Genomic DNA, 24,337 nt, shown 5'->3' on the forward strand with positions numbered 1-24,337 from the left:
TCGCTCGCTGTTTTGATAATGGTTGCCGGGGGCGGCGCCGCGCTGGCCAACCCGATGGTCGGCGGGGCCGCGATGTACGAAAGCAAGAACATCGTCGAAAATGCCGTCAATTCAAAGGATCACACCACATTGGTCGCGGCGGTGCAGGCCGCCGGGCTGGTCGATACGCTTGCCAGCCCCGGTCCGTTCACCGTCTTTGCGCCGACCAACGCCGCGTTCGGCAAGCTGCCCGCCGGCACCGTCGATACGCTGTTGAAGCCCGAGAACAAGGGCACGCTGACCGCGGTGCTGACCTATCATGTCGTGCCCGGCACGCTGACTGCCGCCGATCTGGCCGCCAATGCCAAGGCCAATGGTGGCAAGGCCGTGCTGACCACGGTTCAGGGCGCCACGCTGACCGTGTGGGGCAAGGATGGCAAATGGTATGTCACCGACGCCAAAGGCGGCAAGGCCCAGATCACCATCGCCGATGTCCGGCAGTCGAACGGCGTGATCCATGTCGTCGATGGCGTGTTGCTGCCGGGCTGACCCCTTCCCCCGGCACAGGTGCGGTCCGTCCACTTCCCTCCCGGGACGGGCCGCATTGCGCGGGGACGGTTATCAGTCGTCGAACCCCACGAACCGCGCAGCCGCTTCGACGCTTTTGCGATTCGACACCACCGCATTGGCAGGGAAGCGATCGTCGGGCCAACCCATCGCGACGCAGATCATGATCACCTGATCTTCAGGAATTTTGGCGTGCTTGCGTACCACCGGGCTTTGCATGATGCCCTGGCTGTTGATGACGCAGCCCAGCCCGCGCGACCAGGCGGCGTTGACCAGCGCGTTGGTGACGGCGCCGCAATCGAACGGCGCGATGTCGCTACCCAGCAGGACGCGGTCGTAGGTCACGACGATGCTGACCGGCGCGTCGAACTGGCGGAAACCGCGCAGCACCCAATCCTGCCGTCCGTCCTTGTCGTCGCGGTCGATGCCCATCGCGCCGAACAACTGCTTGGCGACCTCGATCTGGCGGCCGCGATGTTCGTCGGGGATCGTGGTAAAGCGGCGAAACTCGCGGCTGTCGGGCGTGCCCGCCAATATGCCGTCGGTGTTGCCGCGGCGGATCGCGTCGAGCGGCGCGCCGGTGACGACCGAGAAATTCCAGCACTGGTTGTTGAATGACGAGGGCGCGCGCATCGCGACCTCGATGATCTCGGCGATCAGGTCTTTGGGGACAGGTTTGTCGAGGAAGCCGCGGATCGAGCGGCGCCCGCGCACGACCTCGTCAAAACCGACTGCCTCGCTCACGCGGCCTTCTGCAGCCCCAGCTCCAGCCGGCCCCAGATTTCGACGAGCGCGCTGGTCAGCTCGCGCATCATCGCCTCGTCATGCGCCGGGCCGGGGGTGAAGCGCAGCCGTTCGGTGCCGCGCGGCACGGTCGGGAAATTGATCGGCTGGACGTACACGCCATATTCGGCGAGCAATATGTCGCTGATCTTCTTGGCGCGCACCGGGTCGCCGACCATCAGCGGCACGATGTGAGTCGTCGAATCCATCACCGGCAGGCCGGCGTCGCGGAAGCTCGTCTTGAGATAGGCGGCCGCAGCCTGCTGCGCCTCGCGCTCGACGCTCGATTCTTTCAGGTGGCGGACGCTCGCGAGCACCCCGGCGACGAGCACCGGCGACAGGCTGGTCGTGAAGATGAAGCCCGGCGCATAGCTGCGGATGACGTCGATGATATTCTTGTCGGCGGCGATATAGCCGCCCATCACGCCGAACGCCTTGCCCAGCGTGCCCTCGATGATCGTCACCCGGCTCGCGGCTTCGTCGCGGTCGGTGATCCCACCGCCGCGCGGGCCGTACATGCCGACGGCATGGACTTCGTCGCAATAGGTCAGCGCGTTATATTTGTCCGCCAGATCGCAGATCGCGTGGATCGGGGCGACGTCGCCGTCCATCGAATAGACGCTTTCGAAGGCGATCAGCTTCGCCGCGTCGGGATCGTCGGCAGCGAGCAATTCTTCGAGATGCGCAAGGTCGTTGTGGCGCCACACGCGCTTTTCGCAGCCCGAATTGCGGATACCTGCGATCATCGACGCGTGGTTGAGCTCGTCCGAATAGATGATGCAGTTCGGCAGCAATTTGCCGAGCGTGCCAAGCGTCGCCTCGTTCGAGATATAGCCGGATGTGAACAGCAGCGCGCCGTCCTTGCCATGCAGGTCGGCGAGTTCATGCTCGAGATCGATGTGATAATGGGTGTTGCCGCCGATATTGCGGGTGCCGCCCGAACCGGCGCCGACGTCGTGCAGCGCGGCTTCCATCGCTTCGACGACCTTGGGGTGCTGGCCCATCGCGAGATAGTCGTTCGAGCACCACACGGTGATCGGCTTCGGACCATTATGCCCGGCAAAGCAGCGCGCATTGGGAAAGGCGCCGCGGTTGCGCAAAATGTCGATAAAGACGCGATAGCGCCCTTCTTCGTGCAGCCGATCGATCGCGCGAGCGAAGATGTCGTTATAGTTCAAGGTCCGGCCCCGCAGTCAGGTTCCCGCGCCGCTCTTTCCGGGCGGCTATTAACAGGCGGGCCAATAACGGTGAATTGGGCCAAAATCCAGTGCGAACGATTCGCAAATCATGGCGTCGATCACTGTGATCAATTGCACCGGTACGTTGACCATAAGCGGTTAAGCAGCGAACCAAAGCATGCCAAAAGGAGCAAGGTCATCATGCGCCTCCCGATTGTTGTCATATTGTCGATCGCCGTTGGGCTATCGGTGTCGTCACCCGCTCCCGCGCTGGCACCCGCGCCGCTCGATGGGGCGTGGATGGCCTGCGAAACATATCGCGGGGCTAAGATATGCTCGTACAAGCTGCTCGTGCAGCGCGGCAGCCGCGTGTGCGGAGTCCAGCGCTATTTCGCGACGAGCGCCTATTATGAACAGCGCTTTGTCGGCACGGTGAAGGGCCATGTCGCGCAGATCGAGAAAATCTGCGGCGATCCGGGGTCGGAGACCGACACCTATTGTACGGGCCGCGCGCCGCGCGATGCCGAGAATATCGGGTGGGGCACGTCCACTGAAAAATTGTTCCAGTGCCGCGGCCGCCTGTTCAGTGCGTCGGGCGATGCCGCCGTCGATTGCAAGGGCGTGATGACCGGCATGGGGATGCCGCGGGTTCGCAGCCTGGGCGGGGAGGGGCCGGCGCCGGAGGATCGCGCCTGGCTGGCGTCCTGCACCGCCGGACGCGAATAACAATCAGTCAGATCGTCTCGATCCGGTCGATGCCATAGCGCGTCAGTGTCGCCAGCGGCGGTGGCGGGCGGTCGGCGCTACGGGTGAACACCGCGAGGCCGGGGGTAACGGCGGCGGGCCAGGGCTGCCCCTGCGTCAGGTCGGCGATCCGCCGCGCGATGCCCTCGGCGCCGTCGATCAACGTTACCCCCGGACCGGCGGCGGCCTGCAATTCGTCCGCCAGTAAGGGGAAATGGGTGCAGGCCAGAACGATCACGTCGATCGCGTCGCCGCCCGGTTGATCGCGAAGCCCTGCGATAGCGCGCGCGATGACGGCGGGATCGACCGGCTCGCCGCGCAGTTTGGCCTCGGCGCCGGTCACCAGGCCGGGGCTGCCGTGGCGTAGCACGATCTTGTCGCCCGCAAAGCGCGCGCTGAGGTCGTCGACATACGGTTGGCGCACCGTCGCCTCGGTGCCGAGTACGCCGATGACGCCGGTTTTCGTCATCCGGGCCGCGGGCTTGATCGCGGGGACGGTGCCGACGATCGGCAGGTCGAGCGCGGCGCGAACATGCGCGAGCGCGATCGTCGAGGCGGTGTTGCACGCGATGACCGCGAGCCGTGGCTGGTAGCGTTCGACGAGGCGGCCGAGCAGCGCCGGGACGCGCGCGGCGAGCTCCGCCTCGCTTTTCTGGCCATAGGGCAGCCCGGCATAGTCGGCGGCATAAACGATCGGCGCGGTCGGCAGCAGCGCGCGGGTCGGGCCGAGCACGGTGAGGCCGCCGAGGCCGGAATCGAAGAAGAGGATGGGGGCATCGGGGGCGGGGGTCATGCGCGGCGAGTAGCAGGCGCGGCGATCGCTCTCAATTGCTTACGGTCGCCCCCGCCGTCGCGGGGCGACGATGATGTGTCCATTCTGGCGATCAACAGCATCGAACCCGTTGCTTGCGCCCGCCAACTCCGCCACTATCGCTGCGAACGAAACGAGGGATTGCCATGACGACTTTATCGCTGATCGCCATGGGCTATCTGCTCGGCTCGATCCCCTTTGGCGTCATTCTGACCCGCCTGTTCGGCGCCGGTGACCTGCGCCAGATCGGGTCGGGCAATATCGGCGCGACCAATGTGCTGCGCACCGGGCGCAAGGGGCTGGCGGCGGCGACATTGATCCTCGACGGCGCGAAGGGCGCGGTCGCGGTGCTGCTGGCGCGGCAGTTCGTACCCGAGCTTGGCGACCAGGGCACGATGATCGCGGGCGCCGCGGCGATGATCGGCCATTGCTATCCGGTGTGGCTGAAGTTTCGCGGCGGCAAGGGGGTCGCGACATTGCTCGGCCTCGCGCTTGCACTCGCATGGCCGATCGGGCTGGTTTTTGCGGCGGTGTGGATCGGCGCGGTGCTGTTGTTGCGCATCTCGTCGCTGGGCGGGATGCTCGGCGCGGTCGCGGCGCCGGTCGCCGCGCTCGCGTTCGGCTATCCGGTCTATGCGATCGGCCTTGCGGGACTGGCGGTCATCGTGCTGTGGCGGCACCGCGAAAATATCGCACGGCTGCGCGCCGGAACCGAGCCGCGGATCGGTGCCAAAAAGGATGGCCCGAAAGAGGTTGGCGGGGCATGACCCCAGCCGAACGGCTGGCGCGGCTGCGGCTGATCCGCACCCCGCATGTCGGCCCGGTCAGCTGGCACCAGTTGATGCTGCGCTTCGGATCGGGCGAGGCGGCGCTCGACGCGCTGCCCGACCTGGCACTGCGCGGCGGGGCGGGCAAGGCGCGGATTGCCTCCGTCGATGTGGCCGAGCGTGAGTTTGCGCGCGCCGCCGACTTAGGCGCGCGACATATTTTCAGCGACGAGCCGGATTATTCGCCGCTGCTGCGCGAGGTCGAGGGCGCACCGCCGGTAATCGTCGTGCGCGGCGATACCGCCATGCTGCGGCGGCCGTGTGTCGCGATCGTCGGCGCGCGCAATGCGTCTGCCATCGCGTGCCGCTTTGCGCGTCAGCTCGCCGCCGACCTGGCGGCGCGCGACGTCACGGTGGTCAGCGGGCTGGCGCGCGGGGTCGACACCGCGGCGCATATCGGTGCGCTTGGCGGATCGACGGTCGGAGTGATCGCCAGCGGCATCGACATCGCCTTTCCGCCCGAAAATGCTGCGCTCCAGGAAAAGATCGCGGCCGATCAGTTGCTGATCGCCGAACAGCCGCCGGGCAGCGAACCGCTGGCGCGCCATTTCCCGTCGCGCAATCGGATCATCGCCGGGCTGGCGCACGGCACGGTGGTGATCGAGGCGGCGCCGCGGTCGGGGTCGTTGATCACGGCGCGGCGCGCCGGCGACTATGGGCGCGAAGTGATGGCGGTCCCCGGCTCGCCGCTCGATCCGCGCGCGCAAGGCTGCAACCTGCTGATCCGCGAGGGGGCGACGCTGATCCAGACCGTCGACGACGTGATCGAGGCGGTTGGGCCGATCGACACGCGCATGGTGCGCGAACCAGCGCGCGGCTATGCCGCAGCGCCGACCGAAGCGGCAGCGGGCGACCGCGAACGGCGGAGGGTGGTTGGCCTGCTCGGCCCAACCCCGGTTGCGGTCGACGAACTGGTGCGCCAGTCGGGGCAAGCGGCGGCGACGGTGCAGCTCGTCCTGCTCGAGCTCGAGCTTGCAGGGCGCGTCGAACGCCATGCCGGAGCCAAGATTTCGCTGGTGTGACCCCCGGCACAGCATACTAACCGCCCGCAATATAACCATTCATCGCGGTTCAGCCACGGTTCAGCGGCCGAACGACAGTTTGATGATATTGTGTCACATGGCGGGGAGTTGGATGATGCGCAGCCGATTGATGACGAGCGTGACGATGGTCGCGGTGCTGGCGTCGGCACCCGGGCCGATGCCCTTTGCGATGGCCGAGACGAGGCCGGTTCCCGGGCAGGGGTTCTGCCGCAACGCCGACCCGCTGCCGCGGCTCGCCGCCGAGACCGATGCACGAGTGCAGGCGAATGACGGCGCGTCACTGGCCCGCCGCGGCCCGCCGCCTCCGCCTCCGCCGGCGCCTCCGCCGCCCCCGCCGGTTGTGCTGGAGCTTCCGGCCTCGGCGGCTACCGGGTCATCGGCGGCCGAAGCGGTCGGTGGCTACGCCGGGGATGAGGATGGCGAGGTGATCGTCACGGGATCGCGGATCAGGGCGCCGATGCTGGAATCGGCGTCGCCGGTCACGATCGTTTCGGACGATGGGCTGAGCGATGAGGTACGCGATACCGCCACTGCGGATGAGCCCGCATCGGCGAGTTCGCGCGCAGTATTGCCCGTCATGCCGCCGCGCCCCTATCCGCGGCCGCAGCCGCAATCGGGCATATTGACCGCGGGCGAGCATGACGATCTTCTCAATCCCGAACTCTATGCCGCTTATGTCAACCGCAGCGGCAATCTGGGGCAGGAGGTGCAGAGCCTGCCGCGCGTCGACACGACGCGGGTCGTGACGGTCAAGGTCAACGACCGCAGCGGCCAGCCGATCCCCTTTGCCGACGTCGTCGTGACGTGCAGCGACGGCAACAGCATCACCATGGCGACACAGGCCGACGGGAGCGCGGTCTTCTTTCCGGGCCTTGATCGGCTGAGCGAGCGGATCACCGTGACCGCGCGCAAGGCGGGGCGCACCATCGCCGATGCGCGCCCGGTACTGGTCGCCAATGCCGCGGGCGGCCAACTGGTCGGGCTGACCGCCAGCCAGGCGGCAACGAAGGTAACCAAGCTCGACCTGATGCTGGTGGTCGACACCACTGGCAGTATGGGCGACGAGATCAGCTTTCTCCAGTCCGAGCTGCGATCGATCATCGCGTCGATCACCGCCAAGCACCGCAACCTCGACATCCGCATCGGCTTTGTCTTCTACCGCGACCTTGGCGACGATTATGTCACGCGCACCGTCGCCTTTGATCGCGACGTCGGGCGCGTTCAGGGTGCGCTGGCGCGGCAGCACGCGAACGGCGGCGGCGATTATCCCGAGGCAATGGACCAGGCGCTGATCCGCGCGGTGACACAGGAATGGCGCCCCGACGCGGTCAAGTCGCTGCTGCTCGTCGCCGACGCGCCGCCGCATGACCAGCTGTTCGGACGGACCTGGCAGGCCGCCGAAGCGGCGCGGGCGCGGCGCATCCACATCACCCCGGTCGCGGCGTCGGGGGTCGCCGACAAGGCCGAATATGCGATGCGCGCGATGGCCGCGGCGACCCAGTCGCGCTATCTGTTCCTGACCGACGACAGCGGCGTCGGCAACCCGCACGCGCCGCCGGCGATCGATTGTTATCTGGTGACCAAGCTTGACGCTCTGGTCCGCCGCGTCGTCGACAGTCAGATCAGCGGCCGCCGGATCGAGCCCGAGGATCAGGAAATCATCCGCAGCGTCGGCAAATATGACGCGGGCAAATGTATCCTGCCCGCCGATTTCAGATGGCAGGACGGATGACGAAAAATCCGGCTTGACGGAAACAAGCGATCCCCGCCACCCTCGCGCGTACATGTGAGAGCCGGTGACGGGGATAGTTTTTAATGCAGTTGGTAATTGTTGAATCGCCCGCCAAGGCAAAGACGATCGAGAAATATCTGGGACGCGATTTCAAGGTGCTGGCCAGTTATGGCCATGTCCGCGACTTGCCGCCCAAGGACGGGTCGGTCGATCCCGACGATGGCTTTGCGATGCAGTGGCTGCTGTATCCTGACAAGGCCAAGCGGATGAAGGAAATCCAGGACGCGGCCAAGGGCGCCGATCGCCTGATCCTCGCGACTGACCCTGACCGCGAGGGTGAGGCCATCAGCTGGCATGTGCAGGAATTGCTGCGCAGCAAAAAGGCGCTGCCCGCCGCGGTCGACCGCGTTACCTTCAACGCCATCACCAAGGATGCGGTGCTGACCGCGATGGCGGCGCCGCGCGCGCTCGACGACGATCTGATCGATGCGTATCGCGCCCGCCGCGCGCTCGATTATCTGGTCGGCTTCACGCTGTCGCCGGTGCTGTGGCGCAAGCTGCCCGGAGCCAAATCGGCGGGGCGCGTCCAGTCGGTTGCGCTGCGGCTGGTGGTCGAACGCGAGCGCGAGATCGAGGCGTTTGTTGCGCAGCAATATTGGTCGATTACCGGGTTGTTCGAAATGGCGGGTACGCCGTTTCGGGCGCGGCTCGCGCGGTGGCGCGGCGACAAGATCGAGCGGCTGACGATCACCAACGAGGCCGATGCGCGTGCTGCCGAAGCCGACGTGAAGGCAGGGCATTTCACCGTCGATCTGGTCGAAACCAAGCCGCTGACGCGCAACCCGCCGCCGCCGTTCACGACCTCGACCTTGCAGCAGGAAGCGGCGCGCAAGCTGGGCTTTTCGGCCAGCCACACGATGCGGATCGCGCAGGGGCTGTATGAGGACGGCGCGATTACCTATATGCGAACCGACGGCGTCCAGATGGACGGCAGCGCGATCAGCGCGGCGCACAAGGCGATCGCGAAGCGCTACGACGGCGGCTATGTCCCGGACCAGCCGCGGCAATATCAGACCAAGGCCAAGAATGCGCAGGAAGCGCATGAAGCGATCCGTCCGACCGATTTCAGCAAGGACAAGGCCGGCGGCGGCGACCATGCGCGGCTGTACCACCTGATCTGGAAGCGCGCGATGGCGAGCCAGATGGCATCGGCGCGGCTCGAACGCACTAGCATCGACCTGACCGACGGCACCGGCAAGACGATGCTGCGTGCGACGGGGCAGGTGATCAAATTTCCTGGCTTCCTGGCGCTCTATGATGAGAGCCGTGACGACGCTGTAAACGGCTCTGGAAAAAATGCCGACGCCGGGGACGACGACGACGCGCGCCTGCTGCCCGCAATGGCCAAGGGGGACGCGCCCGCGAAAACGGGCGTCGAGACCGAAAGCCACGAGACCCAGCCGCCGCCGCGCTATTCGGAAGCGAGCCTGGTCAAGAAGATGGAGGAGCTCGGCATCGGGCGCCCGTCGACCTATGCATCGATCCTGCAAGTGCTCAAGGACCGCGCCTATGTGACGGTCGAAAAGAACCGTTTCATCCCCGAAGAAAGCGGGCGGCTGCTCACCGCCTTCCTCGAGCGCTTTTTCGAACGTTATGTGCAATATGACTTCACCGCCGGGCTGGAGGAGGAACTCGACGATGTGTCGGGCGGCCGCGCGCAGTGGCAGGCGGTGCTCGAACGCTTCTGGCGCGATTTCAAGCCGCGTACGGGCGAGGTGATGGAACAGAAGCCGTCGGAGATCACTGCGGCGCTCGACGAATTCCTCGGCCCCTATCTCTTTCCCGACAAGGGCGACGGCAGCGACCCGCGGCTTTGCCCCAATTGCGGCACCGGCAAGCTGGCGCTGCGTGGCGGCAAGTTCGGGCCGTTCATCGCGTGCAGCAATTATCCTGACTGCAAATTTACCCGCAAGTTCGCGCAGCCGGGCGGCAATGGCGAGGCCGACACCGGGCCCGAGACGATGGGCAATGATCCCGACAGCGGGCTGGAGGTCACCAAGCGCAGCGGGCGCTTCGGCCCCTATATCCAGCTCGGCGAGGGCAAGGAGGCGAAGCGTTCGTCGATCCCCAAGGACATCCCGGGCGAGGATTTCGATTTGGACTATGCGCTGCGGTTGCTTAGCCTGCCGCGCGAGGTCGGGACGCATCCGGAAAGCGGCAAGCCGATCATGGCGGGGCTGGGACGCTATGGCCCCTATCTGCTCCACGACGGAAAATATGCGAAGCTGACCGGCACCGCCGAAATCTTCGACATCGGCATGAACGCCGCGGTCGTCCGCATCGCCGAGGCCGCGAATGGTGGCGGGCGCGGGCGCACCAAGGCCGAACCGCTCAACACCTTCGGCCCGCACCCGACCAGCGGCGGCGAGATGAAGCTGATGGAAGGGCGTTTTGGTCCTTATGTCACCGACGGCACGACCAACGCGACCTTGCCCAAGAGCGGCGATCCGGCGACGCTGACGCTGGAGGAAGCGATCGCACTGATCGATGCGCGCGCCGCCAAGGGGCCGGCGAAGGGCAAGAAGAAGGCCGCGCCGAAAAAGGCCGCGGCCAAGAAGCCGGCGGCGAAGAAGAAGGCTCCGGCAAAAAAGGCGGCGGCAAAGGAATAGTCTTCGTCGGAACAAACCCCCAGCCGATCGTCATCCCGGCGAAGTGCGGGATCTCGCCGTTGCGATATAAGGCGAGGGTGAGATCCCGGCCTTCGCCGGGATGACGCACTGGTTTGAACGTGGTAGCGTGGCGCATCCGGGGAGACCGTTCATGCGCCACCTGCTCGCTGCCGTCCTGCTCATCGTCCTGTCGGTCTTCGCGCTGCCGGCCGCGGCGCAGCAGGCGGGCCGCCTGATCGCGGCCGACTCCATCGCTGAGACCCCCGCCGGGGTTCAGGCGTGGCGCGTCCAATATTGGACGACCAACCAAAATGGTCAGTCGTTCCAGGTCACCGGCATCGTCGCCGCGCCGCGCGAGGCGATCCCGCTGCGCCCGCGCCGCGTAATCGCCTGGACCCACGGCGCATGGGGCGTCGCAGAAAAATGCGCCCCCTCGCTCAGCCCGAATTTCTTTGACTATACCGCCGGAATGGACGCGGTGCGCAGCGGCTATGTCGTCGTTGCGCCCGATTACATAGGGCTTGGCAGCCCGACGATGCACCCGTTCCTTGTCGGCACCGATACCGCCAATGCGGTTCTCGACGCAGTGCGCGCCGCGCGCGAGATACCGGGCGCGGCGGCGGGCAGCAGCTTTGCCGTGTGGGGCGAATCGCAGGGCGGCCATGCCGCGCTGTGGACGGCGACGGCGGCGCGATCCTACGCCCCCGACCTCACGCTTGTCGCCACGGCCGCGGCGGCACCGCCGACCGACCTCGCCGCCAATCTGCGCGAGGGCAGCGATAAGAATGCGCGCGCCCTGCTTATGTCCTTTGCGCTGCACAGCTGGTCGACGCTCTATGGCTTTTCGATGGATGGTATCGCCAACCGGGCGAACCAGGGCATCATCAACCGGCTGGCACAGAATAATTGCGTCAGCCTGAACGCGAAGCCGAAGCTCGGGACGATCCTTGGCATCCTCACCGTCGCCCGCGCGACGCGGAACAAGGACATTGCCAGGATCGAACCTTTTGGCTCGTTCGCGCGCGCGAACAGCGTCGATCCGGCGCGGGTGCCGGGGCCGCTGCTGATCGCTCAAAGCAGCAAGGATACGATCGTCGCGCCGGCCGTGACGCGAAAATTTGCCAAGGCGGTTTGCCGGCGCGGGACGCCGCTACGCTGGATCGACATGACCGGCGATCATGGCGCGAGCGCCCGCGAAAGTGCCCAGGAAACGATCGGCTGGATCACCGCGCGTTTCGACGGCAATCCGCCGCCGAATGATTGCCGGCGGATTTAGTCCGCGCAGGCGGCGATGGCGGGACGGAAGCTTCTACCAACGATATTGTCGCGCCGTATCAGTTTGATTTCCGACCCTGTACGGCAGTTGGTGAGGGATGGAAGCGAGGTAGCGATCTGGCCGCCATTATCGAGGCGTACCACCGCGCGGACATCCAAATGCTTTGTACCGACTTTTTCGATGCGAACCACGGTGCCGTTTACAAGATGGTCTTCGCCAGTTGTCGCGAACTTGCCGCCAAGGAGGATCAGCAAAATTACGGCGCCGCCAAGAAGATAGGCCTTCCACTCGCGCATACGGTCCGCCGGCGTGTTGAGAGGGTCGAAGGCCATGAATGTCCTCAATCGACCCAGTCGAGCCCCATGTCGCGATAGACGCTGCGGTCTTCGTCCCAGTTCGCCTTGACCTTCACATGCAGGAACAGGTGGACCTTGCGCCCCAACAGCTCGGTCAGCTCGGCGCGAGCCTTGCTGCCGATTTCCTTGATCCGCTCGCCTTTGTGGCCGAGGATGATCGCGCGCTGGTTGTCACGCGCGACCAGGATCTGCTGGTGGATTTCGGCGCTGCCGTCGGGACGGGTGGTGAATTTCTCGGTCTCGACGGTCGATTGGTATGGCAGCTCCTCGTGGAGCTGGCGGTAGAGCTGCTCGCGCGTGATTTCGGCGGCGAGCATGCGTTCGGGGGCGTCGCTGACCTCGTCCTCGGGGAAATGCCACGGTCCTTCGGGCATCAGTTTCGCCAGATGCGCTTTCAGTTCGGGAACCCCGTCGCCGGTACTCGCCGAGATGAAGAAGGTTTCGTCGAACTTGACCCGTTCGTTGAGCGTCGTCGCGGTCGTCAGCAATTTGTCCTTACGGGTCAGGTCGACCTTGTTGAGGACGAGGAATTTCTTCTCCGGCCGCCCCTCGATCCCTTGCAGCACGCGCTCGGCGCGCTCACCGAGCTTGGCAGCGGCGTCGATCATCACCAGGATCGCCTCGGCTTGGTCGAGGCTGTTCCACGCCGCGGCAACCATCGCGCGGTCGAGGCGGCGGGTGGGGGCAAAGATGCCCGGCGTGTCGATCAGCACGATCTGGGTTTCGCCGTCCATCGCGACACCCATCAACCGGGTGCGCGTGGTCTGCGCCTTGGGGCTGACGATCGCGACTTTCTGGCCGACGAGCGCGTTGACGATCGTCGATTTGCCCGCGTTGGGCGCGCCGACGACGGCGACAAAGCCGCAGCGGTGGGTCATTCCTGTGTTCCTTCGAGTTCGGCGAGCAAGGCCGCAGCTGCGGCCTTTTCGGCCGCTTGTTTGCTGGCGCCTTCGGCCTCGGCGCGCGCGAGCTTGCCGACGCTCACCGCGACGCGGAAGCGCGGCGCGTGGTCGGGGCCTTCGCGCGCGACGATTTCATATTCGGGCGGACGGCGTTTGCGCGCCAGCGCCCATTCCTGCAACGCCGCCTTGGGGTGCTTGGGCGCCGCCGCCTGCCCGTCGATCATCGCACCCCAATGCGCCAGGATGAAGGCGCGTGCCGCTTCGACGCCCTGATCGAGATAGAGTGCGCCGATCAGCGCCTCGATCGCGTCGGCGGCGATATTGTCGCTGTAGCGGCCGCCGTCGCTCCGCGCCTGCGCGCCGAAGCGGACGAGGTCGGTGAGGTTCAGCCGCTGCGCGATCGCGGCGCAGGTCGCGCCCGACGCGAGGACGTGGAGCCGCGACGACATCTCGCCTTCGCTGGCCGCGGGGAAGCGCGTGTAGAGTTCGGAGGCGATCACCAGCCCGAGTACGCGGTCGCCCAGAAACTCGAGCCGCTGGTAATCGGCGCGCCCGGTGCTGCCGTGGGTCAGCGCCAGATCATAGAGCGCCACGTCGCCCGGGGCGCAGCCGATGATCTCGGCGAGCGCCCCGGTGTCCAACTTGTCGGTCAAAAACCGTCCCCGATGCGGCTCCAGCGCGCGGCGGTGAACCAGCTGATCGGATTGAGCCAGCTCGCCGACCCGTCGGTCGAGAACATGCCGACGAGCGCATGGCCGACGAGATTTTCCTCGGGGACCAGGCCGATGCCCTGATTTTCCATCGCCGGGAAACGGCTGTCGGCGCTGCGGTCGCGGTTGTCGCCCATCAGGAACAAATGGCCTTCGGGGACGATGGTCAGCGGCGTGTTGTCCTCTGGGATCGTCGTGATGTCGAGGATGTTATAGCTTTTGCCGCTCGGCAGCACTTCCTTGAACTGCTTGTACCGGCACTGGCGCTGGCCGTCGGCAGCGACCTCTTCGAATTCCATCGAATAGCAGGGCAGGGTGCCCGTTGTGCGCGAGGCTTCGATCATGTTCGGGGTCACCGGGATCACGAAATCGGCAATCGCTTCGCGCTTGAGCGGCTTATCGTTCAGCCAGACGATGCCGTCCTTCACCTGTACACTGTCGCCGGGCAGGCCGATGACGCGCTTGATATAATCATTGTCGGCGACCGGCGGCGCCTTGAACACGACAACGTCGCCGCGCTCAGGCGTGCGCGCAAAAATACGCCCGGGGATCAGCGGCACGCTGAACGGCAGGCTGTATTTCGAATAGCCATAGGCCATTTTGTTGACGAGCAGATAGTCGCCGATCAGCAGCCGCGGCTGCATCGATTCCGACGGAATATTGAACGGTGACAGGAAAAAACTGCGGAAAATCAGCACCGCGATCGCGAGCAGCGCAAGAAAGCGCACGGTGTCGACTGCCTCTTCCTTGGCGGATACCGGCGCGGGGGTCGGAGCCGACGGCGCGGGCTCGGTCGGGGGCGTCACATCGGCGGTAAAGCTGGCATTGGTCATCGCGCGGCATTGGCGATGAATAGGTTGCCACGTCAAGCAAATATCGGCGGATGGCGCTGGTGTCGCGCGGGCGGGATGCTTAGAGAAGGGCCGACATCTCATCCCCGTTCGTCTCGAGCGAAGTCGAGATACCCATTGGTGGCGCATGCCCTACTGATGTCTCGACTTCGCTCGACCCGAACGGCCATCAGGGGAATTTCGATGACCACCGCCGACCAAGCCTGGCAGGCACTCGCCGACTGGCAGCCGCAGAAACTGACCGGCCTGGTCACCGCCGATCCCGACGCGCGGTTGCAGGCGCTGGTGCGCAGCGTGGCCGACATCCGCTTCGATTTCGCCAAGACGCACCTCGACGATGCCGCGGTCGCGATCCTGTCCCGGCTTGCCGCCGCACAGGATTTCGACGGGCGGCGCAAGACGCTGTTTTCGGGCGGTATCGCCAACCCGACCGAGCAGCGCGCCGCCGAGCATAGCGCCGAGCGCGGTGACGGCGCTCCCGAATCGGTCCACCGCGCGCAGGCGCTGCACCAGCGGATGCGGATGATGATCGACGCGATCGAGGCGGGCGCGTTCGGCGAAATCCGCCACCTGCTCCACATCGGTATCGGCGGGTCGGCGCTCGGCCCCGACCTGCTCGTCGATGCGCTGGGTCGCCACAGCGATCGGTATGACGTCGCGGTGGTGTCGAACGTCGATGGCGCGGCGCTCGACGAAGCTTTTGCCAAATTCAGCCCCGAACATACGCTGGTCGCGGTCGCGTCCAAGACCTTCACGACGACCGAAACCCTGCTCAACGCCAATTCGGCGCTGCAATGGCTGGACGAGGCGGGGGTTGCCGACCCGCTCGGCCGTTTCATCGCGCTGACCGCGATGCCCGAACGCGCGATCGAATGGGGGATCGACGAGACGCGTATCCTGCCGTTCAACGAGAGTGTGGGCGGACGCTATTCACTATGGTCGTCGATCGGCTTTCCCGCCGCGCTGGCGCTCGGCTGGGACGCCTTCGAAGATCTGCTCGAAGGCGCGGCCGAGATGGACCGGCATTTCCGGCTCGCCGATGGCGCCGACAATATCGGCCTGCTCGCGGCCTTCGCCGATCAGCTCTACACCAACCGGCTGGGGTGCCAGACGCGCGCGGTGTTCGCTTATGACGAACGGCTACGGCTCCTGCCAAGCTATCTGCAACAGCTGGAGATGGAATCGAACGGCAAGTCGGTGACGCTGGATGGCCAGCCGCTGACGCAGCATAGCGCCCCCATCACCTGGGGCGGGGTCGGCACCGATGCGCAGCATGCGGTGTTCCAGCTGCTGCATCAGGGAACCAACCTGGTCCCGGTCGAATTTGTCGTCGCGCGCGAACCCGACCATCTGCTCGATGAAGCGCATCACGAAACGCTCGTCGCCAATTGCATCGCGCAGGGCGCGGCGCTGATGGCGGGGCGCGCCAGCGCCGACGGTGCGCGCAATTATCCGGGCGATCGCCCGTCGACCACGATCCTGCTCGATCAGGTCACTCCGCATGCGCTGGGCGCGCTGATCGCCTTTTACGAGCATCGCGTGTTCGCCAATGCGGTGTTGCTCGGGATCAACCCGTTCGACCAGTTCGGGGTCGAGCTGGGCAAGGAAATGGCGAAGGGGCTGGCCGAGGGAACGGTCGAATTCGACCCCGCGACGCAGGCGCTGATGGCGGCGGCGCTGGGCGAATGAGATCGCGCCACTGTCTGTAATGGCAAAAATCGATTGGCATCGCGGCGCTGCGTAACCACATAGGCGCGGGCTGCGAATGCCAGCCAATCCAGTTTCAGGGGTCTCCCACATGAGCAATTTCGACTTCGACCTGTTTGTCATCGGCGCCGGGTCGGGCGGGGTTCGCGCCTCCCGCGTCGCCGCATCGCACGGCGCGCGCGTCGCGGTGGCCGAGGAGCATCGCGTCGGCGGCACTTGCGTCATCCGCGGCTGCGTGCCGAAAAAGCTGCTCGTCTATGGCGCACACTTTGCCGAGGATCTGAAGGACGCCCGGCAGTTCGGCTGGGACGTCCCCGATTGCAAATTCGACTGGGATCGCCTCCGCGACAATGTGCTGGCCGAGGTGACGCGGCTCGAAGGCCTTTATGGCCAGACGCTGGACAGTCACAAGGTGACTTTGTTCAAAACGCGTGCGACGATCGTCGGACCGCAGAAGGTGCGACTTGCCGATGGCCAAGAAATCAGCGCCGAACGCATTTTGATTGCGACCGGCGGCTGGCCGCACGTCCCCGAATTTCCGGGAAGCGAACATGCGATCACCTCTAACGAGGTGTTTCATCTGGACAAGCTGCCCAAGCGCGTCGTGATCGCGGGCGGGGGCTATATCGCCAATGAGTTTGCCGGCATCTTCAACGAATTCGGCAGCAAGGTGACGATCGTCAATCGCGGCGACACGATCCTGCGCGGTTATGACGAGCAGATCCGCGACCGGCTGCTGCAAATTTCGATGACCAAGGGCATCGAATTCCGCTTCAACGCGCCGTTCGAGTCGATCGAGAAGAAGGAAGACGGCTCGCTGACCGCCCATCTGGGCAATACCGACCCGATCGACGCCGACATCGTGCTGGTCGCCGCGGGCCGCGTGCCGAACACCAAGGGGTTGGGGCTAGAGGAGGCCGGGGTCGAACTCGACGACCATGGCGCGATCAAGGTCGACGCGACCAACCAGTCGTCGGTCCCCAGCATCTATGCTGTCGGCGATGTCACCAACCGCATCCAGCTGACCCCGGTGGCGATCCGCGAGGGACAGGCCTTTGCCGACAGTGTGTTCGGCGGCAAGCCGACGGTGGTCGACTACGCCAATGTCCCGAGCGCGGTGTTCAGCCATCCGCCGATCGGCGCGGTCGGGATGACCGAAGCCGAGGCGCGCAACAAGCTGGGCACCGTGCGCGTGTACACGAGCGATTTCAGGGCGATGAAAAACGTCCTCGCGGGCCGCAACGAGCGCGCGCTGTACAAGATGGTGGTCAATGAGGCGACCGACCAGGTGGTCGGGCTCCACATGATCGGTCCCGACGCGCCCGAGATTCTGCAGGCGGCGGCGGTTGCGGTGAAAGCGGGACTGACCAAGGCCGATTTCGACGCAACGGTGGCGCTGCATCCGAGCATGGCAGAAGAGTTGGTGTTGTTGAAGTAGCATCACCGTCGCCCCCGCGAAGGCGGGGGCCGCTATCGGCATTGTCCTTCGCCGCTGCGTAATCCGACAGCGGCCCCCGCCTTCGCGGGGGCGACGGGTTTTTACCCAATCCGATACGGCACCACATCGCGTCGATCCGGATCGACCAAAATCGGCCGATCGCTGGGCGGAAAGGCGCGCTGGTCGCAATCGTCGCGCGGGCAGATGCGGCATGACAGGCCGATGCGCGTCGCCGCCTGCGGCGCGGTGACATCGACCCCGTCGGCATAGACGAAATCGCCCGCATATTGCGCCTCGCACCCCAGCGCGACGGCGTAGCGGCGCGGGCTGCGCGCATAGCTGCCCGACGGTTTCACCAGCCCCTTCGCCATCGACACATAGCGCAGGCCATCGGGCGTCTCGGCGAGCTGGAACAGGATGCGGTCAGGGATCGCCGCCGCTTCGTGAACGATCCACAGCGGGCAGGCGCCGCCGAAGCGCGCGAATTGCAGCCGCGTTGCCGAGTGCCGCTTGGTGATGTTGCCTGCCATGTCGACGCGGCAGAAAAACATCGGAATGCCGCGCGCGCCGGGGCGCTGGAGGGTCGAGAGGCGATGGCACGCCTGTTCAAAGCTGACCCCATAATCCATCCGCAGCCGATCGATGTCGTGGCGCACGGCGCGGGCGCTGGCGCGGAAGGGGGCGTAGGGCATCAGCACCGCGCCCGCGGCATAGTTGGCGAGGCCGACGTGGAGCAATTGCCGCGCAGCCGCGGTGCGCAGCGGGCTGGCCTCGACCACCGCCGCGATCTCGCGCGCCAGCGCCAGCGCGGCGAGCTGGTGCGCCAGCTGGAAACGCCGGCTTTCGGCGGGCTGCGACGGGTCGATCACCAGATGGCGCATCGTCGCGTCAAAATCGCGCAGCGTCTGCGTCTGTTGATAGACGATCGAAATGCCGAGCGCATCGCGCAGCCGTCGCTCGATCGTCTCGATCGCGGGCGAGGGGGCTTGGCCGCGCAATTGCCCGGCGAGCGCCTCGGCCGCACGGTCGATGCTGTCGACATAATTGCCCGCGGCATGAAACCAGTCGCGCACTTCCTCCCACGGCAGGCGGCTGCCCTCGGCGGTGCCGCCGGTCAGCGCCTCGTCGATGATCTGGAGGCGCTGTCCCGCCCGGCGATAGGCGGCGTGGAGCGCGACGAACTGGTCCGCGAGCTGCGGCTGTTGCAGCGCGGCGCGCTCCAGCTGCTCGGGCGGCAACGGCGCGGCGGCGAACAAAGGATCGGCGGCGGCTTCGCGCAGCGCTCCGGCGCGGCGATCGCCGGCGTCGGCGGCGACCTCTTCCCATTCGAGCGGGAACAGGCGTTGCAGCCGGTCGAGGAGGGCCGGGGTGAGCGGGCGGTCGTCATGCTCGATCTGGCTGAGGTAAGAGGCCGAGATGCCGAGCTTTGTCGCGAAATCCGACTGGCGGAGGCTGCGGGCTTCCCGAAGTTGGCGAAGTTGCCGCCCAGCGTAGAGTCGGTTTTGCACCATCGGCGGCAGCCTAGTTTGCAAACTATCACTTTGCAACTTTGCAAATTCGCATTTGCCTGCGCGGCTCTAAGCGGGCAAGTGACGCTTTGAGTGCGTTGGGAGAGCCGAATGTCCGCCAATATCGCCGAAATGGAACGCCGCCGCGCCGCCGCTGCCTTGGGCGGCGGGCAAAAGCGCATCGATGCGCAGCACAGCAAGGGCAAGCTGACCGCGCGCGAACGGCTCGACGTGCTGCTCGACGAAGGCTCGTTCGAAGAGCTCGACACCTATGTCGAGCATAATTGCACCGATTTCGGGATGCAGGACCAGATCGTCCCCGGCGACGGCATCGTCACGGGATCGGGCACGATCAACGGCCGACTCGTCTATGTTTTCAGCCAGGATTTCACCGTTTTCGGCGGCTCGCTGTCTGAGCGTCATGCGCAGAAGATGATGAAAGTCATGGACAATGCGATGAAGGTCGGCGCCCCGATCATCGGCCTGAACGACAGCGGCGGCGCGCGAATCCAGGAGGGTGTCGCGTCGCTCGGCGGCTATGCCGAGGTGTTCCAGCGCAACGTGCTGGCATCGGGCGTCGTGCCGCAGATCAGCCTGATCATGGGGCCGTGCGCGGGCGGCGCGGTTTACAGCCCGGCGATGACCGACTTCATCTTCATGGTGAAGGATAGCAGCTATATGTTCGTGACCGGCCCCGATGTGGTCAAGACGGTGACGAACGAGGTGGTGACGCAGGAAGAACTCGGCGGCGCGATCACCCACACGACCAAAAGCTCGGTCGCCGATCTGGCGTTCGAGAATGACATCGAGGCGCTGCTCGCGACGCGCGATTTCTTCGATTATCTGCCCGAAAACAACCGCAGCGGGGTGCCAGTGCGCCCGACGAGCGACCCGTTCGACCGCGCCGAGCCGAGCCTCGACACGCTGATCCCGCCGAATGCGAACCAGCCCTATGACATGCACGAGCTGATCCGCAAAACGGTCGACGAGGGTGATTTCTTTGAGGTGCAGCCGGCGCATGCGGGCAATATCATTTGCGGTTTCGGGCGGATCGAGGGGCGGACGATCGGCATCGTCGCGAACCAGCCGCTGGTGCTCGCGGGGGTGCTCGACATCAATTCGTCGAAAAAGGCGGCGCGCTTCGTGCGCTTCTGCGACGCGTTCGAAATCCCGATCATCACCTTCGTCGACGTCCCCGGCTTCCTGCCCGGCACCGCGCAGGAATTTAACGGCATCATCAAGCATGGCGCGAAGCTGCTGTTCGCTTATGCCGAGGCGACGGTGCCCAAGATCACGGTGATCACGCGCAAGGCCTATGGCGGCGCTTATGACGTGATGGCGTCAAAGCATCTGCGTGGCGATTTGAACTACGCTTGGCCGACCGCCGAGATTGCGGTGATGGGCGCGAAAGGCGCGGTCGAGATCATCTTCCGCAGCGACATCGGCGACCCCGAAAAGATCGCGCAGCGGACGAAGGAATATGAGGATCGCTTTGCGAACCCGTTCGTCGCGGCGTCACGGGGGTATATCGACGAGGTTATCCACCCGCATAATACGCGCAAGCGGATCGCGCTGGGGCTTCGCAAGCTGCGGAACAAGCAGTTGGAGAACCCGTGGAAGAAGCACGATAATATTCCGTTGTGAGGAAATGATATGTTTTGGCGCGCATCTGGAATTGTTTCATCGCAAGTGCTGCTCCCAAGCGATGAGCAGTGCTTTGGCCTTCAAGGTGTTGAATGGGCATATGAGCCACAGGGACATGGTGGCCCCCTTTCAACATTAGTGAGAAGCGCTGGCGCCAGCTTGATGATCGGCAAGCGCGACAAGATTTTAGCCACGAGCGAGATGCTTCTTGAACGGGGCAGGCGCGTAGTCGCCGAACTCGGCGAAGATAGCGTCTGCTTCTGCTGGTTTAGCTACCTTCCAGAGGATCAAAGTGCGGAGTGTTGCTTTTTTCTAGGGTTGAGTGACTCAGAATGGACGAATGCGCGGGAGGAGTTGCAACGCTCGATGCAAGAAGGCTGGCGGCTTTCACTCCAAGCTATGGGAACAATCGCACGTGAGGGACAACCCACTGATCGGTGGCCAAATGCTGATCAATTTGAGGCGGGAGAAGCGCTCCCACTTTTCGATGTTAAGTTATCAGTGTCGAGGGCCGAGCAATGAAACTAGGCCGCCTCAACCACATCGGCGTCGCAACACCGTCGATCGCCGACAGCATCGTCATTGCGAGCGCAGCGAAGCAATCTCCAGCTATCGGCCTTGCGCTGACCCGCGCGCTGGAGATTGCCGCGTCGCCTTCGGCTCCTCGCAATGACGGAGGTTGGTGAGATGAAACTTGGACGTTTGAACCATATCGGCGTTGCGACGCCCTCCATCGCCGACAGCATCGTCTTTTACCGCGACGTGATGGGCGCGACGAAGATTCACGCGCCGTTCGACCTGCCCGAGCAGGGGGTGAAGGTGTGTTTCGTCGATACGCCGGGTGCTGACGGGGCGCTGAACGGCACGCAGATCGAGCTGGTCGAGCCGCTGCCCGGCAACACCTCGATCGCAGGGTTTCTGGAGAAGAACCCGGCGGGGGGGCAGCATCATGTTTGTTATGAAGTGCCCGACATCCACGCCGCCAAGGCCGAATTCGAGGCGCTGGGCAAGCGGGTGCTGGGGAGCCCAAGGATCGGGGCGCATGGGACGTTGATCTTCTTCCTGCACCCGAAGGATATGGGCGGGGTGCTGACCGAGATTATGGAGACGCCGAAGGGCGAACACTAATACCTTCTCCCCTTGCGGGAGAAGGATACGAAGGCTTGCGAACTTGTTCGCTAGCCGCAGTTGGATGAGGGGTTGCGGCCCGGCGGGCCGCGCGGTCCTTTGGGACCGCAACCCCTCACCCAGCTTCAACTAGGCAGCAAGCTGCCAAGTTTTCGCAACCCTCTCCCGCAAGGGGAGAGGGGAATGAGGTTGAGAAATGCATATGACCGACAAACCCACCCTCGACCAATGGGCCGAAGCCGCCGCCAAGGAAGTAAAGGGCAAAGACCTGACCTGGCACACCGCCGAGGGGATCGACGTCAAGCCGCTTTATACGGCCGAGGATGTGCGCGAAGACCCCGGACTGCCCGGTTTCGCGCCCTTCACCCGCGGCGTGCGCGCGTCGATGTATGCGGGGCGGCCGTGGACGATCCGGCAATATGCGGGCTTCTCGACCGCCGAGGAATCGAACGCCTTTTATCGCCGCAACCTCGCCGCGGGTCAGAAAGGCCTCAGCGTCGCCTTCGATCTTGCGACGCATCGCGGTTACGACAGCGACCATCCGCGCGTCACCGGCGACGTCGGCAAGGCGGGGGTCGCGATCGACAGCGTCGAGGATATGAAGATCCTGTTCGACGGCATCCCGCTCGACCAGATGTCGGTCAGCATGACGATGAACGGCGCGGTGATCCCGATCCTGGCGTTCTTCATCGTCGCGGGCGAGGAGCAGGGGGTCGATCGCAAATTGCTCGACGGCACGATCCAGAACGACATCCTGAAAGAGTTCATGGTCCGCAACACGTACATCTACCCGCCCGAACCCTCGATGCGGATCATCAGCGACATCTTTGGGTACACGTCGCGCGAGATGCCGAAGTTCAACAGCATCTCGATCTCCGGCTATCATATGCAAGAAGCCGGCGCGACGCAGGTGCAGGAGCTGGCCTTCACCATCGCCGACGGCATGGAATATGTGAAATATGGCGTCGCGTCGGGGCTCGACATCGACAAATTCGCCGGGCGGCTGAGCTTCTTTTTCGCGATCGGCATGAATTTCTTCATGGAAATCGCGAAGCTGCGCGCGGCGCGGGTGCTGTGGCACCGCGCGATGACCACATTGGGCGCGCAGGACGAGCGGTCGAAGATGCTGCGCACGCATTGCCAGACGTCGGGCGTGTCGCTGACCGAGCAGGATCCGTACAACAATGTGATGCGCACGACGATCGAGGCGATGGCGGCGATGCTGGGCGGCACCCAGTCGCTGCACACCAATGCGCTCGACGAGGCGATCGCGCTGCCCACCGACTTCTCGGCCCGCATCGCGCGCAACACCCAGATCGTGATCCAGGAAGAGACCGGGATGACCAAGGTCGTCGACCCGCTGGGCGGCAGCTACTATGTCGAGGCGCTGACCCAGCAGCTCGTCGACGCGGCGCAGGAGATCATCGACCGCGTGCAGAGCGAAGGCGGGATGGCGAAGGCCGTCGCGGCGGGCTGGCCCAAGGCGATGATCGAAACCGCGGCGGCGGCGCGGCAGGCGCGGGTCGATCGCGGCGACGATGTGATCGTCGGTGTGAACAAATATCGCCTGAAGGACGAAGACCTGCTCGAAACGCTCGAGGTCGACAACGCCAAGGTGCGTGATGGCCAGATCGCGCGGATCAGGAAGACCAAGGCGGGCCGCGACGAAGCGGCGTGCCAGGCGGCGCTGTCCGCGCTGCGCGATGGCGCGCGCCTTGCGATGGCTCCCAACTCCGTTCGCCCTGAGCCTGTCGAAGGGCCGTCCTTGCCTTCGGGCGGCGGCGAAGAAAAGGACGGTGCTTCGACAGGCTCAGCACAAACGGGGTTTGAGAATAATCTGCTCGCGCTCGCGGTCGAGGCGGCGCGGGCGCGCGCAACGCTCGGCGAAATCAGCTCGGCGATGGAGGAAAGCTTCGACCGCTATGGCACCCAGCCGACCCCGGTGAAAGGCGTCTATGCCGCGCCCTATGAGGGCGACGCACGCTGGGCGCAGGTGCTGGACGGGGTCGAGGCGGTCACCCGGCGGCTGGGGCGTAAGCCGAAATTGCTGGTCGCCAAGATGGGGCAGGACGGGCACGACCGCGGCGCCAACGTCATTGCGTCGGCGTTCGGCGACATGGGGTTCGACATTGTGTCGGGACCGCTGTTCCAGACTCCCGACGAGACGGTGGTACTGGCGCTCGACAGCGGGGTCGACGTCGTCGGCGCGTCGAGCCTGGCGGCGGGCCACAAGACACTTATCCCCGAACTTATCCACAAGCTGCGCGAAGCGGGCCGCAACGACATCAAGGTGATCGCGGGCGGGGTGATCCCGCCGCAGGACTATGATTTCCTGCGCGATGCCGGGGTGCAGGGGATTTATGGGCCGGGGTCGAATGTCGTCGAATGCGCCGCCGATGTGCTGCGCTTGCTGGGGCATAATATGCCGCCGATTGGAGAAGCTGCGTGAATTCAAATCTTAACCGTTCTCCGGCGAAAGCCGGG

The 24,337-nt window shown here is 65.2% G+C and carries 22 protein-coding genes; 14 read left to right on the forward strand and 8 right to left on the reverse strand.

Going from position 1 to position 24,337, the window contains the following annotated elements; all coding sequences use genetic code 11:
- Positions 1–18: 18 nt before the first annotated feature.
- A complete protein-coding gene (locus ACTIFP_RS04595; RefSeq protein ID WP_439567535.1) occupies positions 19–528 on the forward strand; it encodes a fasciclin domain-containing protein in 510 nt (169 codons plus the stop codon).
- 72 nt (positions 529–600) lie between these two features.
- Here ACTIFP_RS04595 and ACTIFP_RS04600 read toward each other — a convergent pair whose 3' ends face one another.
- Entirely contained in the window at positions 601–1,290 is a 690-nt protein-coding gene (locus ACTIFP_RS04600; protein WP_439567536.1) for a nitroreductase, read from the reverse strand.
- Positions 1,287–2,507: a 5-aminolevulinate synthase gene (gene hemA, locus ACTIFP_RS04605; protein ID WP_439567537.1), complete on the reverse strand. Its 1,221-nt coding sequence runs from the start codon at positions 2,505–2,507 to the stop codon at positions 1,287–1,289. The genes ACTIFP_RS04600 and hemA overlap by 4 nt, the downstream gene beginning before the upstream one ends.
- A gap of 201 nt (positions 2,508–2,708) precedes the next feature.
- On the opposite strand from hemA, the gene ACTIFP_RS04610 reads away from it, so the two are divergent.
- A complete protein-coding gene (locus ACTIFP_RS04610) occupies positions 2,709–3,233 on the forward strand; it encodes a hypothetical protein (protein ID WP_439567538.1) in 525 nt (174 codons plus the stop codon).
- Positions 3,234–3,240: 7 nt separating this feature from the next.
- Here ACTIFP_RS04610 and murI read toward each other — a convergent pair whose 3' ends face one another.
- Positions 3,241–4,044, reverse strand: a complete 804-nt coding sequence (murI, locus tag ACTIFP_RS04615; protein WP_439567539.1) for a glutamate racemase — start codon at positions 4,042–4,044, stop codon at positions 3,241–3,243.
- Between the two features lie 164 nt (positions 4,045–4,208).
- On the opposite strand from murI, the gene plsY reads away from it, so the two are divergent.
- From plsY to ACTIFP_RS04640, 5 genes are all read left to right on the forward strand, one after another.
- Entirely contained in the window at positions 4,209–4,829 is a 621-nt protein-coding gene (gene plsY, locus ACTIFP_RS04620) for a glycerol-3-phosphate 1-O-acyltransferase PlsY (protein ID WP_439567540.1), read from the forward strand.
- Positions 4,826–5,911, forward strand: a complete 1,086-nt coding sequence (dprA, locus tag ACTIFP_RS04625) for a DNA-processing protein DprA (RefSeq protein WP_439567541.1) — start codon at positions 4,826–4,828, stop codon at positions 5,909–5,911. Before plsY ends, dprA begins: the two co-directional genes overlap by 4 nt.
- A gap of 115 nt (positions 5,912–6,026) precedes the next feature.
- Complete coding sequence (locus tag ACTIFP_RS04630) at positions 6,027–7,664, forward strand: VWA domain-containing protein (protein WP_439567542.1); 1,638 nt, start codon at positions 6,027–6,029, stop codon at positions 7,662–7,664.
- Positions 7,665–7,747: 83 nt separating this feature from the next.
- Positions 7,748–10,333: a type I DNA topoisomerase gene (gene topA, locus ACTIFP_RS04635; protein WP_439567543.1), complete on the forward strand. Its 2,586-nt coding sequence runs from the start codon at positions 7,748–7,750 to the stop codon at positions 10,331–10,333.
- 151 nt (positions 10,334–10,484) lie between these two features.
- Positions 10,485–11,609 carry a lipase family protein gene (locus tag ACTIFP_RS04640; protein ID WP_439567544.1) on the forward strand — a complete coding sequence of 375 codons (1,125 nt, stop codon included), beginning with the start codon at positions 10,485–10,487 and terminating at the stop codon, positions 11,607–11,609.
- Here ACTIFP_RS04640 and ACTIFP_RS04645 read toward each other — a convergent pair.
- Genes ACTIFP_RS04645 through lepB form a run of 4 tightly spaced genes read right to left on the reverse strand, consistent with a single transcriptional unit; the run spans position 11,606 to position 14,410 of the window.
- The gene (locus ACTIFP_RS04645; protein WP_439567545.1) at positions 11,606–11,941 is read right to left on the reverse strand and encodes a hypothetical protein; all 336 of its coding nucleotides are present in this window, start codon (positions 11,939–11,941) and stop codon (positions 11,606–11,608) included. The two genes, ACTIFP_RS04640 and ACTIFP_RS04645, sit on opposite strands and share 4 nt — an antisense overlap.
- 8 nt (positions 11,942–11,949) lie before the next feature.
- Positions 11,950–12,843 (reverse strand): GTPase Era, encoded by an 894-nt coding sequence (era, locus tag ACTIFP_RS04650; RefSeq protein WP_439567546.1) that lies wholly within the window; start codon positions 12,841–12,843, stop codon positions 11,950–11,952.
- A complete protein-coding gene (rnc, locus tag ACTIFP_RS04655) occupies positions 12,840–13,520 on the reverse strand; it encodes a ribonuclease III (RefSeq protein WP_439567547.1) in 681 nt (226 codons plus the stop codon). The genes era and rnc overlap by 4 nt, the downstream gene beginning before the upstream one ends.
- Positions 13,517–14,410, reverse strand: a complete 894-nt coding sequence (gene lepB / locus ACTIFP_RS04660; protein WP_439567548.1) for a signal peptidase I — start codon at positions 14,408–14,410, stop codon at positions 13,517–13,519. The genes rnc and lepB overlap by 4 nt, the downstream gene beginning before the upstream one ends.
- A 201-nt stretch (positions 14,411–14,611) precedes the next feature.
- On the opposite strand from lepB, the gene pgi reads away from it, so the two are divergent.
- On the forward strand, positions 14,612–16,117 hold the full coding sequence (gene pgi / locus ACTIFP_RS04665) for a glucose-6-phosphate isomerase (RefSeq protein ID WP_439567549.1): 1,506 nt from the start codon (positions 14,612–14,614) through the stop codon (positions 16,115–16,117).
- A 109-nt stretch (positions 16,118–16,226) separates the two neighbouring features.
- Positions 16,227–17,573 (forward strand): glutathione-disulfide reductase, encoded by a 1,347-nt coding sequence (gene gor, locus ACTIFP_RS04670; RefSeq protein WP_439567550.1) that lies wholly within the window; start codon positions 16,227–16,229, stop codon positions 17,571–17,573.
- A gap of 101 nt (positions 17,574–17,674) precedes the next feature.
- On the opposite strand, the gene ACTIFP_RS04675 is transcribed toward gor, so the two are convergent.
- Positions 17,675–19,084 carry a helix-turn-helix domain-containing protein gene (locus ACTIFP_RS04675; RefSeq protein WP_439567551.1) on the reverse strand — a complete coding sequence of 470 codons (1,410 nt, stop codon included), beginning with the start codon at positions 19,082–19,084 and terminating at the stop codon, positions 17,675–17,677.
- A 108-nt stretch (positions 19,085–19,192) separates the two neighbouring features.
- Between ACTIFP_RS04675 and ACTIFP_RS04680 the strand changes: the two genes are divergently transcribed.
- The 5 genes from ACTIFP_RS04680 (at position 19,193) to scpA (ending at position 24,302) form a co-directional block, all read left to right on the forward strand.
- Positions 19,193–20,725, forward strand: coding sequence for an acyl-CoA carboxylase subunit beta (locus ACTIFP_RS04680; protein ID WP_439567552.1), 1,533 nt, complete (start codon positions 19,193–19,195; stop codon positions 20,723–20,725).
- 162 nt (positions 20,726–20,887) lie between these two features.
- Positions 20,888–21,247, forward strand: a complete 360-nt coding sequence (locus ACTIFP_RS04685) for a hypothetical protein (RefSeq protein WP_439567553.1) — start codon at positions 20,888–20,890, stop codon at positions 21,245–21,247.
- Positions 21,244–21,411 carry a hypothetical protein gene (locus ACTIFP_RS04690; RefSeq protein ID WP_439567817.1) on the forward strand — a complete coding sequence of 56 codons (168 nt, stop codon included), beginning with the start codon at positions 21,244–21,246 and terminating at the stop codon, positions 21,409–21,411. Before ACTIFP_RS04685 ends, ACTIFP_RS04690 begins: the two co-directional genes overlap by 4 nt.
- A 1-nt stretch (position 21,412) precedes the next feature.
- On the forward strand, positions 21,413–21,853 hold the full coding sequence (gene mce / locus ACTIFP_RS04695; protein ID WP_439567554.1) for a methylmalonyl-CoA epimerase: 441 nt from the start codon (positions 21,413–21,415) through the stop codon (positions 21,851–21,853).
- A gap of 202 nt (positions 21,854–22,055) precedes the next feature.
- Complete coding sequence (gene scpA / locus ACTIFP_RS04700; RefSeq protein ID WP_439567555.1) at positions 22,056–24,302, forward strand: methylmalonyl-CoA mutase; 2,247 nt, start codon at positions 22,056–22,058, stop codon at positions 24,300–24,302.
- The last annotated feature ends 35 nt before the right edge of the window (positions 24,303–24,337 follow it).

Origin of the sequence: Sphingopyxis sp., from assembly GCF_051861155.1 — a bacterium.
Lineage (GTDB): Bacteria > Pseudomonadota > Alphaproteobacteria > Sphingomonadales > Sphingomonadaceae > Sphingopyxis.